Here is a 15,941-nt window from a genome sequence, read left to right on the forward strand (position 1 = left end):
TCACGCTCTAGAAATTCGATAAAGCGTTCGACTTTTCGGTGAGTTCAGCACTACGCCTTGCCGGGGTGATCCGGTTCGCACTGGCTCGGCACGACAATCCCGGGCTGCGAACCGCCCATCGCCGTCGCCCACCGCTCGGCGAATACGGCCTGAAGAGTGAGCGCAGTTACAGCGTCGGCAGCCGCGACGTCGAGCACGACCAGCCCGGGCCCCTGCACATGCACTTTGCCTAACGAGCTCGTGCACGGTAAGCGGTGAGGCGTCGAGCTTCTGATCGTCGATCATGGTCGTGTGGTGGGGAACGCGTCTCGTGCAGCGATCATCAGCGACCGGAGGATCACGGGCCTGTCGGCCAACGTGATCGCTGAACTCGTCGCAGAGCTGGGCCCGTTGTGGCACGAACGGCACCAGGCCAAGCTTGCGTCCCAGCCGCGGAAGCGCGCTGTGGGCGCGGGTGCGAAGCACCGGTTGGTGTTCGTCGATCGGCTCCTGGCCACGCTCGTGCACCTCCGGCATGCCACCACCCACGACGTGCTCGCCTGCTGGTTCGGCGTTGACCGCTCCACCATCACCCGGGCCATCGGCGAGGTGCGGCCCCTGCTCGCCGAGCGAGGCTGCACGGTCAGCCCCGGAGTGCGGCTGCGGACCCTGGCCGAGGTCGTCGACCACCTCGGCTCAAGCGGGACGACCGGCATCATCGACGGCACCGAGATCCGCGTCCGTCGGCCCGCCGCCGGACGCAAGGACCAGGACACGTTCATCTCCGGCAAGAACAAGCAGAATGCCGTCAAGTCCATGGTCGTCACCGACGGCGAAGGCCGCGTGCGCGGACATCACCCACGCCCGCCAGTTAGGGCTGGTCAAGCTCCTGGCCGACGGGCCCGCGGTCGAGATCCTCGCCGATGCCGGCTACCAGGGACTGGGCGCCCAGACCGGCGGCCGGGTGATCACACCACCACACCGCAAGTGCAAGAAGAACGCCTTGGACTGGTACGAGGAGATACACGAACGACAGCGCAAAGCCCACTCCTCACGCCGCATCCGGGTCGAACACGGCATCGCCCACCTGAAAAACTGGCGGGACCTGGCCCGACACCTCGGTCGCCGAGAGCACATCAGCGACACCCTCCAGGCCGTCGCCAGCCTGCTGTCCCACCAGCAGATCGCGGACCTGGACCCGACACCGCAGACGTGAACACAGGCCACAACGAAGTTCTCGACGCCTCACCGCTTACCGTGCACGTGCTCGTAAGAGAAACGCCCTCCAGGTGGTTCCACCCCTGTCCCCGCAGGTCAGACCCCGAAATCGTCGCTCCAGGCCCCCACTTACGTCGAATGCGGGTATGGCCATGCAGGCCCTCATGCGCGGGTTCGTACGTCGTACCGTTCGAACCCCCGCACCGTCCTCGTCCGCACGGCGCAGTACCTTCCAGCCGGAGACTGCACCGGCACCGCTCCCCCTCCCGCAGCAGGGTCTACTGGCTGTCCCCCACGGACCTCCCCTACACCCGCGACGGCGCCCGCCACCCGTAGCTGGTCGGCCTCATCACTGCCCTGGCGTCCCCAGAAGATGGACGCGGTCGTCCAGTTGCGGCTCAAGCCCGGCCTGGCCCGCGCCCTGTCCAGCCTCACGGCCAAAAACTCGCCGCCGTCCTCGCCCACCTCATCGAGACCGAAGCCCGCCGCAACGGCACCGCGCCCGACATCCTCGGCGTCACCGACGGCAAGCTCTTCCACACGCAGGCCAAAAAACAGCCGCCCCGGTCCGCCCGGTTGTGCGGACATTCGTGCCGTGCCCGGCGACCATCTCGAGCCGCACTTCCGGCCGGTCCCACCGCTCCGCCGACTGATGCGGGTGCAGACGGATGCTCGCTTGTCCGTGGCGATCTCCAGCACCTCTCCGAGCGAGACCAGCTCGCCCGGGATTTCACAGACGGCCGCTCGGGAGAGCTCGGAAAGCTTGCCACGGCGCCATGGCGATATGGCCAGCCACCCCACAGATACGGACATGCCGTCGGGCCTGTCCGGCGATCGTCACCCGGCTCTGCCCGGGCGCGGCAGAAGTGAGCTGGCTCTCACTTGGCCGCATCCGCACGGGCGTGCTGCGCACGCGGCTCGATCCGCGTGGGCGCCCGGGGGGATCCATCAGGATGGTCGTGAATCCAGGACAGGCCGCCGATGTCGAGCCGGCGACGAGTACGGGTGACGGCGACATAGGCGAGGCGGGCCTCGCCGTCGTCGATCGGCGCGGGCACCGGCCGTCCGGTGCCGTCGTCCTGGTCGCTGTCCTTGGGCGGGGCGAAGTCGTAGGCGATTCTCACACGGGCCCATTCGCGGCCCTTGGCCTTGTGAGCGGTGGAGACGGTGACCTCAGCCTGCTGTTCTGGGGTGAGCCGCGCGACGGCGCTGATGATGGCATCGGTGCCGTGGGTGTCGACCAGATCCACCAGGGGCTGCAGGTCCCGTCCTGCCGGGTCGTGGCTTGCGTAGTCCTGCAGTTCGCCCCAGGAGGGAAACAGGACCAGTTCGGGGTGGGTGGTGCGGCGGCCTTCCTTCAGGTCGCGGGCGGCCAGGGCCAGGGCCCGCAGGCTGTCTCCTCCCCCGACCAGGGCCACCCGGTGCCTGGTGGCCAGCAGCTCCATAACCTGGGCCATGGCGCCGACGTTGGTGCGGCACAGCACCGCGTCCGGATGGGCGACGGGACCGAGTTCGGTGGGCACGGTCTCGGTGCCGGTGAGACGGATCGGGGCGTCGGCGATGGCCAGCCACCGGTTGGCCTCATGCGCCAGACACGGGCCGAAGCGGAAGGACTGGGACAGGGCTAGCTGGGTGCCGTCGAAGCCGGTCATGACGTCTTTGGCGCCGCGCCAGTCGTAGATGGCCTGGGCGGAGTCGCCGACCATCACCAACTGGGCGTGGCCGCGCTGGGCGAGGAAGATCTGTTCGACGACGGGGTTGGTGTCCTGGGCCTCGTCCAGCAGCAGGAAGTCGGTCTCGATTTTCGGATTCGTGAGGGCCCAGATCTTCAGGTAGTGGTCGTGGTCGAAGCGCACCGCGCCGTCGTCGGGGTGCTGCAGGTCGGCCCAGACCTTGCGGGCGAAGGGGACGATGTGGGCGGCGAGTTGGGCGTGCAGGGCGCGGTCTTCCAGGCCGCGCAGGTGCGGGACATGGCGGCTCGTGATGGTGGGGTCGGCGGTGTGGCAGAAGCGGGCCACGGTGCGCAGGGTGGCGTTGGAGAGGGTCTTTTGGGACAGGTCGCGTTCGCCGATGCGGATGGGCTTGGTGATGCCGAGGGCCTGTCCGGTCTGCCAGGCCGGGCGGCGGGGGGCGTTCAGGCGGCGGGTGTAGCGGTGGCCGACGGCGGCATAGGCCAGCGCGTGGGCGGTCTTGCAGGTGACGGTGGACGGGAAGCGGGCGCGCGCGTCCTGGGCGATGGCCCGGTTGTAGGCGAGGTAGCGGCCGCGGCGTTTGGTGGTGCGGGCGAGCAGGGCCAGGGTGGTGGTCTTGCCGGTGCCCGCGCCGGCCTGCAGGGCGAGGTGCTGGTCGGCGTGGAAGGCGTCGGCCGCGGCCGTCTGTTCGTCGGTCGGGTTCATGCGGGGGCTGCTCCGGGGGTGCGGGTCAGGGCGTGGCCGACGGCTGCCAGGAGGTGTGCGGTCGTGGTGCCGGCGAGCAGTTGCTGCACGGCCCGGTCGAGCCGGTCGGCCTCGTCGCTGGCGTGCTGGGCCAGTGCACGGTGCAGGGCCAGCTTCACGAAGAGTTCCGGGCTCTGCCCCGTCTCCTGGGCGGCCTGGCGGATCGTGGCGTGGACGGCGGGCGGGAAGGCGAGGTTGAGCAGGACCTGCCCGTCGGCGTCCGGGTAGTGGCTGGTGATCACGTCCACGGGGAGCCGGGTGGCGAGGTGCTGGCGCAGCCGGTGTGCGGCGCGGCCGGGGGTTTTGGCGCGTACGAGGGTCATGAGGCGGGTGGTGTCGTGGTTGGTCGCGAGCGGCAGCACGCGGGCGGCGTCACGGAGTTCAGCCGGGACCAACGGGCGGGTCAGGAGGATTTCCAGGGCGTGGTGCGGCATCGTCACCTCTCTTTGCTGCCGTGTGCCGGTGGGTACGGCAGACCGGTACGCAGGTGCTTGGCATGCAGAAGAGGATCGAAGATCTGCCATCCGGCCAGGGCCAGGCCGGCGGCGCCATGGGTGGTGGCGTGCGCGGGACAGCGCTGGATACGCCAGCGCCGTTGTTCGGCATGGGGCAGCTGGCTGAGGTCGTAGACGGCCGTCGTCTGCTCGGGCAGGGCGAGTTGGCCGCGTCGGTGGCCGATAGGCAGCAGCCTCCACGATCCGGGCGGGGCATCCGGGGCCAGGACGGGACGGGGGCAGCGGGTTCGGTGGCTGGTCTGGGCTACGCAGCGGATGGCCTCCAGGGGGCTGTCGGCGAGGCAGTGGCCCAGCAGCATCCGCACGAGCGGGCAGTCGGGGCCGTCAGGCGCTGTACTGGTGGGGGCAGCCGTGGGAGTGGTGAAGACACCGGTGTCGATCAGGCGGCGAGTGCGTACGGCGAGTTGGCGGCGCACCGACTTGAGGGGTGGGCTGATCCGGCAGAGGGGAGTGCGCTGCGGGCAGAGCACGGCGTGCGGAATGCGGCACCATGCGCTGCCGTCGCTGTGCGGGTGGGCGATGCCGGAGCTCAGGTGCCAGTGGCAGGAGGCGGGGACGTGGGCGGTGGCCAGTTCGGCGGGATGCAGGGCGATGGGCCGCCCGTCGGCACGCGGGTAGAGGTCGATGCGGTTGCCGCACCGGGGGCAGCGGCCGCATTGACCGGCGCGCAGCAGGCGGCTGGGGCTGGTGGCGGCCACCCGCAGCGGACGGCGCGCCGGGGCGGTGCGGGGGCTGCCGTCCCAGTGGCAGCCGGGCGTGGAGTTGGGGCGCATGGCGAGGACCGTGCCAGGCGACACGCCCCGAGGGTGGGGCTGGCGGGCGGGCAGTCCCTCGGGCGGCCCAGCGCTATAGAACGGCAATGCGAGTCGACGAGTATGCGTTCTATGCATGCTCGCCGGTTCGGGTGATTTACGCGGCGCGCCAGGCCTGACGCGACCGAAGTCAGGCGCCCTTGGGCCCGGGCGGGGTGTGGTCGTCGCAGAGCGAGCCGAGCAGCTGCTCGATGGGGACATCAAAGGCGTGCGCGAGGGCGTGCCAGGTGGTGACGGTGCCTGCGGCTCGGCCGTGTTCGAGGTCGATCAGCGTGCGCCGGGCCAGGCCGCTGCGGCCGGCGAGTTCGTCGAAGGTCCACTCGCGCGCGTTCCTCAGCCGCGCCAGCGTCACACGCAGGGCGTCGCGGTCCGGGTCGGGCGGCAAGATCGTCACCCCACCATCGGACGGTGCAGACACCTGCCCTGTCAGTGCGGATTTCTGCACTATCGCTGCAGGTGGACGCGCTGGACACTCGCACTGCGCGAGTGCAGAGATCTGCACTACGGTGCGGGCGGCTCCCGCGTGCGTACCGGGAGACCACCGCACGAGGCCGACGCGGACCAGACCGGAGGGACAACGAGCCGATGCGGCTTGCCAGCACACACTCCGCGGTGCAGCGGATCTGGACGGTGCACCTGCGCCCGCAGACGGGCGGACCGGCCCTGACCTGCCCCCGCTGCGCACACAGCCCTGTCCTGCCGGCCGCCTCCGCCCGCTCGGCCGCCCTCACCCATCTGGCCCGCCACGCCCGCGCCGACGCGCTGCCCGGGCATCTGCGCACCTGCCAGTGCCGGACGAGAGGCTGCCACTGGCACCCGCGCCACCGCGGCTGCGCGGGACCCGTCCTGCTCGCCCTGACCTGCGACCGCAGCGGGCGCGCGTGGCGGCTGGCCGATGCCTGCGCCGCCTGCGCGGCGGCGATGAGCCACACCGCCGTCGTACCGCCCACCCTGCTCGGCACCGGCCGCGCCATGCCGGCCGCCGGCATGGCGCGCCCTGCGCGCAACACGCCCGCGTTCGGCCCGGCAGAACAGCAGCGCGTACGCGAAATGCTCACCTACCTCGCCACAGCGCTGCCCCGCTTCTCCTCCCCCGCGGCCCGGCTGCTCGCCCTGCAGTGCGCGTTGCGCGCTGACCGCCACGGGCAGATCCGCCTGCCCCACGGGTTCCTGCGCGGCATGCGGCTTCATGGCCGCGCGGAGCTGTGGCTCGAGCTGGAGCACGCCGGCTGGCTGCACCGCCCCAGACGCAGAGGCTCCCCCGTCCAGGCACAGTTGCTCGACGCCGCCGTCCTCCACCAGGCCCCGGGACGCACCGCGCGCATCCGTGCCGCCCAATGGGCCCTGAATCCCGCTCCACTGGCCCTCTCGCCCGCCCTGCCCTCCGCCCTGCGGCTGACCGCACTCGCCCTCGCCGCCCACAGCACCGCCGGGGCGGGCGGGGGCGAGCTCGATGCCCTCACCCACCAGTGCGGGCAGCCGCCCCAGCAACTGGAGGACCTCCTCGACCAGCTGGTCCGCACCCGCATCGTGACCGCCTGGCACCACCATCACGACAACGACGAAGTCCGGTGGAAGCTGCCCGCGCACTCCCCGCCCCACCGCGCCACACCACAAAGATGAGACGGCCCTGTTCCGTCCGCCGCCGCCTCTCCACCCGGACTACTCGGCGCGAGAGCTCCCTGCGCCGACCGGCGCAGGGAGTTCCCTGCTCCTCTCATCCGGACAGCCAATGAGGCTGCGCTCTGGCACCGGCGGCGACCCGTGCGGCGCGGTGAGGGGGCTTGACGGAGCCGTCGCGGCCTGTCCGCATCACGGCACCGAGACCGGCGTGATCGCGTCCCTGCCGCACAGGACGGCAACGACGTTGTCCGCCGCGAGCTCCGCCATGCGCGCGCGAGTCTCCACCGTCGCGGAACCGAGGTGGGGGGCGAGCACCACGTTGTCGAGTGTGCGCAGCCCGGGATGCACATCGGGCTCGTTCTCGTACACGTCGAGGCCCGCGCCGGCGATCGTGCCCGTCGAAAGCGCCTGGGCCAGTGCCGCTTCGTCCACGACCGCTCCGCGGGCGGTGTTGATGAGGAACGCACTGGGCTTCATGTGCTCCAGCGCGACCGCGTCGATCAGGTGCCGGGTCTGCGAAGTCAGCGGGCAGTGCACAGACACGACGTCCGAGGTCTCCAGCAACTCGTCGAGCCCGACTGGGAGGGAGAGCGCTTCAGGACGGGAGTCGCGACGTGAGGAGTTCACGATCTCCATCCCGAAGGCCGCAGCGCGCCGGGCCACGGCCCGGCCGATATGGCCCATCCCGATGACACCGAGCCGTTTGTCCTGCAGCCCGGTGCCGAGCATGAACGACACATCCCAGGTCCACGCCGCCCCGGAGCGCACCAGGCGGTCGCCCTCCGCGACGCGCCGTGTCCCCGCGAGCAGGAGGGCGAGCGTGAGATCTGCCGTGGCATCGGTCAGGGCGCCTGGGGTGTTGGTGACCACCGCTCCGTGCCGGGCGATGGCTCTGACGTCGAGGTTGTCGTAGCCGACGGCCGTGTTCGCCACGATCCGCAGGCCGCTGCCGGCCGCGGCGAGTACAGCGGCGTCGATCCGGTCGCTGAGCATCGTGACCACGGCCGTCGCCCCGGCGACGGCGCGCCCCAGCTCCGAGGGGCTGAGCGGTCTGTCGTGCGGGGAGACCCACACGTCACCGACCGTACGCAGTCGCGCGAGCGCTGTGTCCGGCAGGGTCCGGGTGGCCACGATGCGGGGGCGGAGCGTGTTGTCGATCGTCATAGGAGTCGTCTTCCAGCGGTGGGGCGGGTGGCGGCGCCGCGTCGTACGAAGTCATGGATCCGGTCAGCGAGTTGGTCACCGGCCAGTTGGAACTTGCGCAGGACTTCGTCGGGGCTACCCGATTCGCCGTACCGGTCGTGGACTCCGAAGCTGGTCGATGAAGTACTGGCGCCCGACTGGGAGAACAACCCGTTGGCCCCCAACGTCAGTGCGGGATCCGAGGGGTTCAAGGAAACGATCGCCTTCCTGCGCCACGTGTTCCCCGACATCACCATCACCATTGAGGACGTTGTCGTCTCCGGCGACCGGGCGGCGGTGCGTACCGTCGCCCGGGGCACCCACAAGGCCGAGATGATGGGGATCCCCGCGACGGGCAGGCAGGTCGAGTTCAACGCATCCGACATCCACCGGGTGGAAGGCGGCCGGATCGTGCAGAGCTGGCACCTCGAGGACTACGTCGGACTCCTCAGCCAGCTGGGAGCGACGTTCAGCGCGGCATCCTGACGCAGAGAGCTGCCGCCGCTACGGACGACAGCCGGGAAGCCCGGGGAGAATCCCTCCCCGGGCTTCCACCCAGTGACACAGTCCGCCGACGAGGTACCGTGAAGCGGGTCCCCTCCCGACGCCCGCCATCGAACCAGGGCGCGCCATGCCGAACCCGACATCACGACCGGCCCGCGCGCACCGCCTGGCTGCGACGCCGTCGCACACCGCAGGCCACTGCAGCACGAGGCGCCGAGGTGATGGCCGCCCAACGAGTGGAACACGAGCGTGAGCTGCGCGGTCCTGCGCGCCTGAGCAACTTCGAGATCGCCCTGCGCAACGCGTACGCTGGACGACCCGGCCACTGCCCTGCGCGCCCCGCTGATCCGTGTGAAGAAGGGCCCGCGCGGCACCCGTCGGGCCGACACGTGTCGCAGCCTTGCCAGCAGCAAACAAGTTGATCCAGAACCCGTTCACATGGATAGAGCCAGACGCTCCGGCGCTCCGCGCCGGAGCGAAAATGCAACAACCCCGCATAGGTGACAGAGGCGTGCGGGCAGATTCCTTGACCATCCCTCAAAAGTCGAGTTCAACGTAGTCGATGTCGGTGAAGGCCACCTGCAGGCCGGGGGCACGTCGTCCGCGGTCTTTGAAGTAGATCTCCTGCAGGCCTTCAGCGGCGATCTCCTGGAGCTGCTGGTCAGTGGCGCCTGCAGTGTGGGCGTCGAGGAGGCGGGCCGCGTAATCGGGCGGCAGCTGCTGAGTGATCAGGCGGATGCGGGCGTCGTCGGTGGTGCCTGGGGCGGCGCTGAAGCCGAACCGGGCGCGCGTTTCGATGACGATGCCTCCGGTGGTCGCGGCGTGTCTCTTGGCACGTTCGCGCACCCGGGGCTGCCAGCGGCGGCGCACCTCGTCCACCAGACGCATAGCGAGGTCCGGGCGCGGCTGCTTGATCTGTCCTTTGAGGTAGCGCTCGACGGTGCGCTGGGAGATGCCCAGCGCTTCGGCAGCGGCCCGGGTGCCCTTGGCGGTTTTGACGAGGAAACGCATCTGGGCCTGCGGGGACTTGGGCACAGGGCGAGTGAAGGTGTTGGCAGTGGCCTTGTCGAGACTGTCGCTGAAAATGCCCACGTGCGGTTCCTACTCCCCGCCCGCGGCGGCGTCAGTGCCCTTGATGTGCCGGGCGGGGTTGTGGCCTTGGTCCAGCATCTTCACCGCCCACATCAGTGATTGGGTGCCTTCGTGCTTGACCATGCCGGGGCTCACCCCGAGGCGGAAGCCGCCAGGCAGCGGCCTGCCCTCGGGGGTGCGGGGCAGGAAGTCCAGCGGGGTGGGACCGTCGGAGAGGTAGACGGCGCAGTCGGACAGCACCGCGATCGGGAACAGGCCGGTGGCGGCGAGTTTGAGCATCTTGCGGTGCATGTTGACGCGTGCGGCGGCGATGACGGCTGCGCGGATGTCGGGCCGCCAAGTGGGGCGCTCCAGAGCGGGCCAGCGCTCGCCGGGCCGGTAGCCGGCGCCCTGGGGGCGTTCGCGGAGCTTACCGATGCCGCCCTTGACGGTCGCCTTGATCGCCGAGAGGACGGCGGCCTGCGCGGGATCGGCGTCCTTGTGGTGTTCCATGGCGGCCAGGAAGTCCGTCTCGTTCATACCCGCAGTGACGCCGAGGCGTTCCATGATGGCCAGGTAGGCGTCGCGCAGCCGGATGTACCAGCCGTCCAGGTAGGGACCGGACTCCGGGCGCAGCCAGGCTTCAAGTGGGGTGATGTCGTAGCCGAGTTCAGTCGCGTAGGCGACGGTGGGGGTCGCGTACCAGGCCGGGCCGTCGGGCCGCAGGCCGTGCGGGGTGAAGGGGTTGGGCAGGCGGGTGTCGAAGTCGATGTGGGAGAGGTCGACCAGCCAGCTGCCGGGCGCTTTCTTGTCGAAGCGGGGGCGGCTCGCGTGGACGGGGGCGCCGAGGCCGACGGTGAGCCGGTTGACGGCCGCGGCGAAGGCCATGTTGACGTCGATGCCCACCGCGAACGACTTCGCGCATTCGTCGTCGGTGAGCTGTTCCGGGTCGCGGATCCACTCGAAGGCTTCTTCGTCGAGGACCTCCGCGGGAGTGCGCTGATGCCCGCGCGGGTAGCGGGCGGCGACGACGGGGTGCTCGTCGGGGGCCTCCGGCGGGGCGGGGTCCACCGGCTGGGTGAGCGCGCCGGGGTTGGGGCCCGATGTCCAGGTGCCGGTAACGGGGTCCTTGACCGGGCGGGTGGGCGGACGCAGCGCGGTCATCAGCTCCAGGCCGCACACGGCGGCCGAGCCGCGCGGGACGATGACCCGGGCGGCGTAGTCGCCCAGTACCTGGGCCAGTTCCGGGGCCGGCAGCTGGTCAGCACTCCCCCACGTACGGGCATCGAACGCGCCCCAGGGCACGACGGCCAGCTGGACGCACTGGCGGCGCCCATCCTGGGCGGGCCGGTAGATACGCGGCCAGGGGCCGAAGCCGCGGCGGGTCAGCTTCCACTTGGCGCGAGCGAGCTCACGTACCACCGGGTGGTTGTCGGCCAGGCGCAGCGCGCGGCGGTCCTCCAGGGCGGGGGGCAGTCCGAAACGGGCAGCGGCATGGGCGGTGAGGACGATCAGCGGATCGGAGTCCTTGCCGTGGCGGTGCAGCCTCACGGCACCTGCACTCCCCCCGGGCAGTAAGCGGTGCCGTCTGCGTCCAGCACCGCGAGCGGCCCGTTCGGGAACTGCGAGCGGTCATCGGGGATGGACCCCTTCGCCTGGACGGTGCGCGCCTTCGGCGTGGGTGAGGACGATGTGTCCTGGACCTGGAGGGCAGGGGACGGCTCGTGACGGGCTGCACGCGTGCCGGAGGACGAGGCGGGCGCGGGATGGCGCTGGGCGAGACCGTCGAGCAGGCGGCGGTAGGCCTCGCGGCGTTGGCCCTTCGGCTCGGCCCGGCCTGCCTCCCAGGCTTCGACGCTCGGCACGCGGGTGCCGAGCGCCTGAGCGACGGCGGCCTGGGTCAGCCCGGCCGCCTCCCGCAGGCGGACTCGCTCGGCGGGCAGGGGCAGCACGGTGCCGTTGTCGACGGCGGCAAGCAGTGAGTCGACAGCGGCGAGCAGTTCCTGGGGCTGGTCGGTCATCTGTGCTTCCCCTTTTACCTGACGCCCTGGCGGATTTCTTCGAGGCGGGTCATCAGGCGCTGATAGCGCTGTGAAGCAGCCTGCGATGAGTTCAGTCCCTGACGCTCGGCGATCTGGCGCCAGTCCATGCTTCGGCGCCTGGCCTCGATGACCACATGCGACTCCAGCCGGTCCAGCTGATGTCGCATGTCCTCGAACAGGTTGAGCGCTGCGCCGACATCATCCACAGTGACGTCTGCCGCCCCGCCGCCTTGCTGGCCGGCCGCAGCTGTCAGCAGCCGTCCCAGCAGAGCGGCGTCCTGCTCCAGACGGCATGCCGGAGCCCAGTGGGCGGTGGCGTCCTCCGGCAGTCCAGCCAGCCGCCGCCGGGCCTCATCGCGCGCGTCTCGTGTCATGGGGGGCACCATACCCCAACTGTTCAATGAAACAACGTATTGTTGTTTCATTGAACAGCTGGCAGTTTCTGAACCCTGCCAACGAACGCCGACCATGTCTGACACCGCCTTCTCCGCAGGTGGACCTACACGGAGAGCTTCGTTCTCATCCCTTCCACACCGCCCGTTCGACCCTCAGCTGCGCCCGCCGCGGACAGCACCTCGAGCGCGCGAGGGGTGTCGCCGACCAGGCTCGGCGACACCTGGCACTGCCTGCAAAGCGCGCAGCGCTTCGGCGACGGGGCGACGAGCTGCACCACCATCTCCACAGGCAGCCAAGAACTGCAAGAGCTGGCGCGCGCGGCGTTCCTGACTGCGGGCCAGGCACCGCACCGTCAAGAAACGCACGACTGATGACCTCTGAGCAGGAGAAAGCACCGGCGTTCCTGACGCACGTACGAGTGGCCTGGCAGGACGCCAGCTCCTGGCCGACGGCGTCCTGACCCCCCGAACTCCTGTGCAGCGGAGAACTGCGCCGAATACAGTCAGCCCACCAGGAGGGTAACAAGCGGTGCACGAGCACACGCCACGGCAGGTGCACGTGCTCAAGCGGTATCGGATTCACGAGAGGCGTGCAGGCGTTGCGGTCGCCACCAGCGCCTACGGCGCTCAGCATCCCCGGCTTGGGGTAGTGGCGGAACGGGCTGCACGCCGGCCTCCACATACAAGGGGGTGGCCACGATCATTCGGTGCCGCAGCCGCTCTGGCGGGAAGTTGCACAGTACGGGGGCATGACCGCGCAGGTACCCAGGAGTCCGGTAGAACATCGAGATCATGGAGAAGGCAGACCTGGCGGCGAATTCTTGATCGCTCAGCCTGGTGGAGGCCAATGTTTCCGGGGGCGTCGTGTCCCCGTCTGCCTCTCGTTGGACCAAGTCGGCCGCCATGTCATGCAGCCAGTCCGAGCCGGAGCCCATCCTGGTCGGCGGATGATCGCGATGATCCCTCACGTGCTGCTTTGAGCCACACAGCAGCAGCTCGATGTTAGGGCAGAACTCGCCGTCATGGTGCGGGCAGTGGCCTTCTTCCAGTGACGCGTAGGCGAAGACGCCGCGGTCGTCGAATCCGACATCTCTGGCTGCGGGGCCGTAGCGGAACGGGCCCCGGAATTCGAGCCAAGCGTCGAGTCCCAAGTGCGCGCAAGCCGCGGGCTCCCATACGCGCGCCCAGCACTGCTTGCTGAGATGTTCCAGCACGGGTTCCAGGCGTTCGGCAGGCGTTAGCTCCATCGGCGTTCCTTCCCCGAAGGCGACGCGCGCACCGACGCCCAGCACGTTGGCTTCGGCGTCGACGGCGCGATCGGTGAGCCTCCTTCGCGGCGGCTCGTAGAAGTCATCGAGCTTCGCGATTGACAGATATTGCAGCTCTCGCACGTCCCCGCCTTCTCGTATGCACTGCAGTCGCCTACGCACCGGCCTTCATCCTGCGGCATGGGGCGGCCGGCGCCGAGGAGAGACCCCCACCCCAGCACGCATCCACCGGATCGTGAGATCCGGTGGATGCGTGCTGGGGGCACCAGGATTCCTTCATCCGGCGGGTGAGGCGATGGTATGCACGGGTGCGCTCATCGAAGGGCAAGAGGAGGCGGTCGGGTCCACGACAGATCTTCTCCGGGCCACCGGGCGTCGTCGTCCATGGGGTCCTCGGTGCGGTCGACGGCGGTGGGGACGGGCCGGAAGACGGGGTCCAGGTCGATACCGAGGGCGGTGAGCGCGGTGATCTGAGGCGCGGTCATCTGTGCGGTGTTGCTGCGGCATTTGCGCAGCCACTGGCCGAGGCGGACCTCGTCGCCGTGGACGTCTTCCCGGTGAGAGAGCGGGACATTCAGGTGGCCTTCGCGCCGCTGGTACTGGCGGGCCGCCGTCAGGCCGCGGCTGAAGGCGCGGGCGCGCGGTGCGGGGTCGGGCAGCAGCAGCATGGCGTGAGGGTGCAAGTGCGGGTGCTGGGCGGCGAGTTGGGCTAGTAGTCGCGTCTGCTGGGGGTGCAGGGTGTGCAGCTGGTTGAGCTGGTGGTCCAGCCAGGTGCCGGCCTCGTGGCCGGAGGCCGGCAGGGGGGTGGCGGGGGCGGTGCGCGGGGTGAGGGTGAGATGGGTGTAGTCGTGCTGCCATGCCACGCCCCAGGGCGGGTTCCACCAGGGGTCGACGGCGTTGAGGGCATCGATGCGGTCGCTGTGCAGGCTGTTGTCGGCGACCAGCTGGCGCTGTCGGGCCAGCCAGCTCAGCAGCGGCCGCTCGTCCGGAGTGGGGGCGCGGGTGACGGTCAGGGTGCCGTGGCGGGCCGCGAAATTGATGGCCTGCTCCAGGCGGGCTTCGAAACTGTTCTCGGGGTGAGGCCAGGAGATGTTGAGGCTGGTCAGGGCGAGGGCACGCTGGGCGTCGAGGCTTCCGTGCGCGTAGAGCGAGCGTTGCTGACCGAGCCACAGCCCCAGGGGGTATCCGGCACGGTCGGTGTACTCGCTGGGCACGTCGAGGTGCCCGCGGCGTTCGAAGAAGCGCACGGCGGCCTCCCAGCCGATCTCCCACAGCCCGGTGTCGACCAGGTGGGTGCGCAACTGGGTGACAGAGGCAACCTCCCCTGCACGTTCGGGCGGCGGGGGGCGGGGGATGATGCGCCGGATATCGGTGTGGCCGCCGCCCAGGCGCCGCCAGTAGCGGGAGTCGTGGGTGCGCAGCCCGTTGAGGACTTCCCACAGGATGGCGAACTCCGAAGAGAGCATGGCCTGTTCGGTGCTTTGGCGCGAACCGATGTAGACGGGAATGATCAGGACGGCGACTTTGCCTGCTCCGGGGGGCTGACGCAGGGCGCGGCCGAGAGCCTGGATGATCTCGGAGGCACTGCGCTTGGGGTCGGCGAACAGGACGGCGTCCGCGTCGGGCACGTCGACGCCCTCGCCCAGGATGCGGACGTTGGACAGCACGGCTCCGTCGACTTGGTCGGCGGGGCCTGAGCGGCGGCGCAGCAGGGGAATACCTTCGAACTCGGCCAGGAACTCGGCGCGCAGGCGCGGTGATTGCTTGCTGTACAAAGCGCGGGTCCACAGGCGGCGCACCCGGGTAGTGGAGGCGGCGGCCGCGACCGTGCGAGGCAGCGTTTCGCTGAACTGGCGGGCGTAGGCGATGCGGCTGTGGAAGCTGATGACACGACGGACGCGGTGAGTTCTCATCGCATGCAGCAGGCAGACCTGCAGGGCAGCCAACCGCAGGCCGTTGGGATGGTGGGAGATGTCGTCGGTGGTGAGGATGTCATGCAGGTCGTCGTCGGTGATGACCGGCGCGACGATGCGGTAGTCGGCGAGGATGCCGCGGTCGATGGCGTCGGCGAGGCCGAGGTTGTAGACAACGGGGCCGTAGATGGAGGGATCGTCCATGGAAGCCAGCGGCTCGGGCGGTTCCCCAGGCTGCAGGGTGCGGCGGCGCCGCCGTTCCTTGGCAGGGTCCTCGGATTTCCAGACGCGGGGTGTGGCAGTCATGTAGAGGCGGCGTTCGGCGGGAATCATGCTGTCGTGGTGGATGATGGCCCACTGCTTGTTGCTGCTGCCGCTGCTTCGGTGCGCCTCGTCGATGATCACGATCTCCCAGGGGGGCAGCTGGTAGTTCCGGTGGGCGCGGACGATCGCGGGCAGAGACTGGTAGGTGGTGAACACGACGGCCGGACCGGACGAGGCGGCCAGGGTGCGGGCGATGCGGGCCGGGTCGGTGGTCGCGGTGAGACGGTCCCCGGAAAAGCTCACCGTGGTCGCCTTGAGCGTGCAGACGGCGAGCATGCGGGCGATGCGACTGTCGGCATGCCAGTGCCAGGCAGTCTGGCCGACCAGGCTGAGGGAGGGGACGACAACGAGGATGTGCCCCTGCCCGGCGAAATGCTCCGCGATCCGCATGGCGGTGATCGTCTTCCCGGTGCCAGTGGCGGAAATGATCGTGGCCCGGGGCATACGAGACAGGGCCCGCACCGCGGCGTCGTATGCTTCGCGCTGGTAGACCCGCAATTGTTTGACGCCTCTGTCCGCCACAGCCGGGGCTCCCTTCGCGGGACGGTGCAGTCAGCAACTGTCCGCCCGCATACCGGCTGGTGGGGGCGGCGGGCACAGAGTCGACCTTGCGTCAGCCGTATCAGCTGTTCAAAGCTGATACGGAAAGTCGTTACCGAG

The 15,941-nt window shown here is 69.9% G+C and carries 15 protein-coding genes and 1 pseudogene; 4 read left to right on the forward strand and 12 right to left on the reverse strand.

What is annotated here, in order from left to right:
- Window positions 1–50: 50 nt before the first annotated feature.
- Window positions 51–224 (reverse strand): DUF6207 family protein, encoded by a 174-nt coding sequence (locus ACTWOL_RS35890; RefSeq protein ID WP_275116395.1) that lies wholly within the window; start codon window positions 222–224, stop codon window positions 51–53.
- A 277-nt stretch (window positions 225–501) separates the two neighbouring features.
- On the opposite strand from ACTWOL_RS35890, the pseudogene ACTWOL_RS35895 reads away from it, so the two are divergent.
- Window positions 502–558 (forward strand): annotated as a pseudogene (locus ACTWOL_RS35895) (hypothetical protein); the annotation flags it as partial.
- 223 nt (window positions 559–781) lie between these two features.
- A complete protein-coding gene (locus ACTWOL_RS35900; RefSeq protein WP_328336034.1) occupies window positions 782–1,195 on the forward strand; it encodes a transposase family protein in 414 nt (137 codons plus the stop codon).
- Between the two features lie 880 nt (window positions 1,196–2,075).
- Here the strand turns inward: ACTWOL_RS35900 and ACTWOL_RS35905 are convergent.
- The 4 genes from ACTWOL_RS35905 to ACTWOL_RS35920 all read right to left on the reverse strand — a co-directional run bounded on the left by ACTWOL_RS35905 (window position 2,076) and on the right by ACTWOL_RS35920 (window position 5,353).
- Complete coding sequence (locus ACTWOL_RS35905; protein WP_474301350.1) at window positions 2,076–3,593, reverse strand: UvrD-helicase domain-containing protein; 1,518 nt, start codon at window positions 3,591–3,593, stop codon at window positions 2,076–2,078.
- Window positions 3,590–4,066 carry a hypothetical protein gene (locus ACTWOL_RS35910; RefSeq protein WP_474301351.1) on the reverse strand — a complete coding sequence of 159 codons (477 nt, stop codon included), beginning with the start codon at window positions 4,064–4,066 and terminating at the stop codon, window positions 3,590–3,592. Before ACTWOL_RS35910 ends, ACTWOL_RS35905 begins: the two co-directional genes overlap by 4 nt.
- A gap of 2 nt (window positions 4,067–4,068) precedes the next feature.
- Entirely contained in the window at window positions 4,069–4,944 is an 876-nt protein-coding gene (locus ACTWOL_RS35915; RefSeq protein WP_474301352.1) for a DUF6083 domain-containing protein, read from the reverse strand.
- Between the two features lie 145 nt (window positions 4,945–5,089).
- On the reverse strand, window positions 5,090–5,353 hold the full coding sequence (locus ACTWOL_RS35920; protein WP_351746911.1) for a helix-turn-helix transcriptional regulator: 264 nt from the start codon (window positions 5,351–5,353) through the stop codon (window positions 5,090–5,092).
- Window positions 5,354–5,544: 191 nt separating this feature from the next.
- Here ACTWOL_RS35920 and ACTWOL_RS35925 point away from each other — a divergent pair, with 191 nt between their 5' ends.
- Window positions 5,545–6,582 carry a hypothetical protein gene (locus tag ACTWOL_RS35925; protein ID WP_474301353.1) on the forward strand — a complete coding sequence of 346 codons (1,038 nt, stop codon included), beginning with the start codon at window positions 5,545–5,547 and terminating at the stop codon, window positions 6,580–6,582.
- Between the two features lie 189 nt (window positions 6,583–6,771).
- Here the strand turns inward: ACTWOL_RS35925 and ACTWOL_RS35930 are convergent, their stop codons facing one another.
- Window positions 6,772–7,746, reverse strand: coding sequence for a 2-hydroxyacid dehydrogenase (locus ACTWOL_RS35930; RefSeq protein ID WP_474301354.1), 975 nt, complete (start codon window positions 7,744–7,746; stop codon window positions 6,772–6,774).
- A 93-nt stretch (window positions 7,747–7,839) separates the two neighbouring features.
- On the opposite strand from ACTWOL_RS35930, the gene ACTWOL_RS35935 reads away from it, so the two are divergent.
- Complete coding sequence (locus ACTWOL_RS35935) at window positions 7,840–8,250, forward strand: ester cyclase (protein WP_328336041.1); 411 nt, start codon at window positions 7,840–7,842, stop codon at window positions 8,248–8,250.
- A 555-nt stretch (window positions 8,251–8,805) separates the two neighbouring features.
- On the opposite strand, the gene tpg is transcribed toward ACTWOL_RS35935, so the two are convergent.
- The 6 genes from tpg to ACTWOL_RS35965 form a co-directional block, all read right to left on the reverse strand.
- The gene (gene tpg, locus ACTWOL_RS35940) at window positions 8,806–9,360 is read right to left on the reverse strand and encodes a telomere-protecting terminal protein Tpg (protein ID WP_367490664.1); all 555 of its coding nucleotides are present in this window, start codon (window positions 9,358–9,360) and stop codon (window positions 8,806–8,808) included.
- A gap of 9 nt (window positions 9,361–9,369) precedes the next feature.
- The gene (tap, locus tag ACTWOL_RS35945; RefSeq protein ID WP_474301355.1) at window positions 9,370–10,890 is read right to left on the reverse strand and encodes a telomere-associated protein Tap; all 1,521 of its coding nucleotides are present in this window, start codon (window positions 10,888–10,890) and stop codon (window positions 9,370–9,372) included.
- On the reverse strand, window positions 10,887–11,360 hold the full coding sequence (locus tag ACTWOL_RS35950; protein WP_474301356.1) for a helix-turn-helix domain-containing protein: 474 nt from the start codon (window positions 11,358–11,360) through the stop codon (window positions 10,887–10,889). The genes tap and ACTWOL_RS35950 overlap by 4 nt, the downstream gene beginning before the upstream one ends.
- A gap of 14 nt (window positions 11,361–11,374) precedes the next feature.
- The gene (locus ACTWOL_RS35955; protein WP_328336044.1) at window positions 11,375–11,755 is read right to left on the reverse strand and encodes a hypothetical protein; all 381 of its coding nucleotides are present in this window, start codon (window positions 11,753–11,755) and stop codon (window positions 11,375–11,377) included.
- Window positions 11,756–12,339: 584 nt separating this feature from the next.
- On the reverse strand, window positions 12,340–13,167 hold the full coding sequence (locus tag ACTWOL_RS35960; protein ID WP_474301357.1) for an SAVMC3_10250 family protein: 828 nt from the start codon (window positions 13,165–13,167) through the stop codon (window positions 12,340–12,342).
- 191 nt (window positions 13,168–13,358) lie between these two features.
- Window positions 13,359–15,803 (reverse strand): helicase associated domain-containing protein, encoded by a 2,445-nt coding sequence (locus ACTWOL_RS35965; RefSeq protein WP_474301358.1) that lies wholly within the window; start codon window positions 15,801–15,803, stop codon window positions 13,359–13,361.
- Window positions 15,804–15,941 lie beyond the last annotated feature (138 nt).

The organism is Micromonospora sp. IBHARD003 (assembly GCF_056106285.1).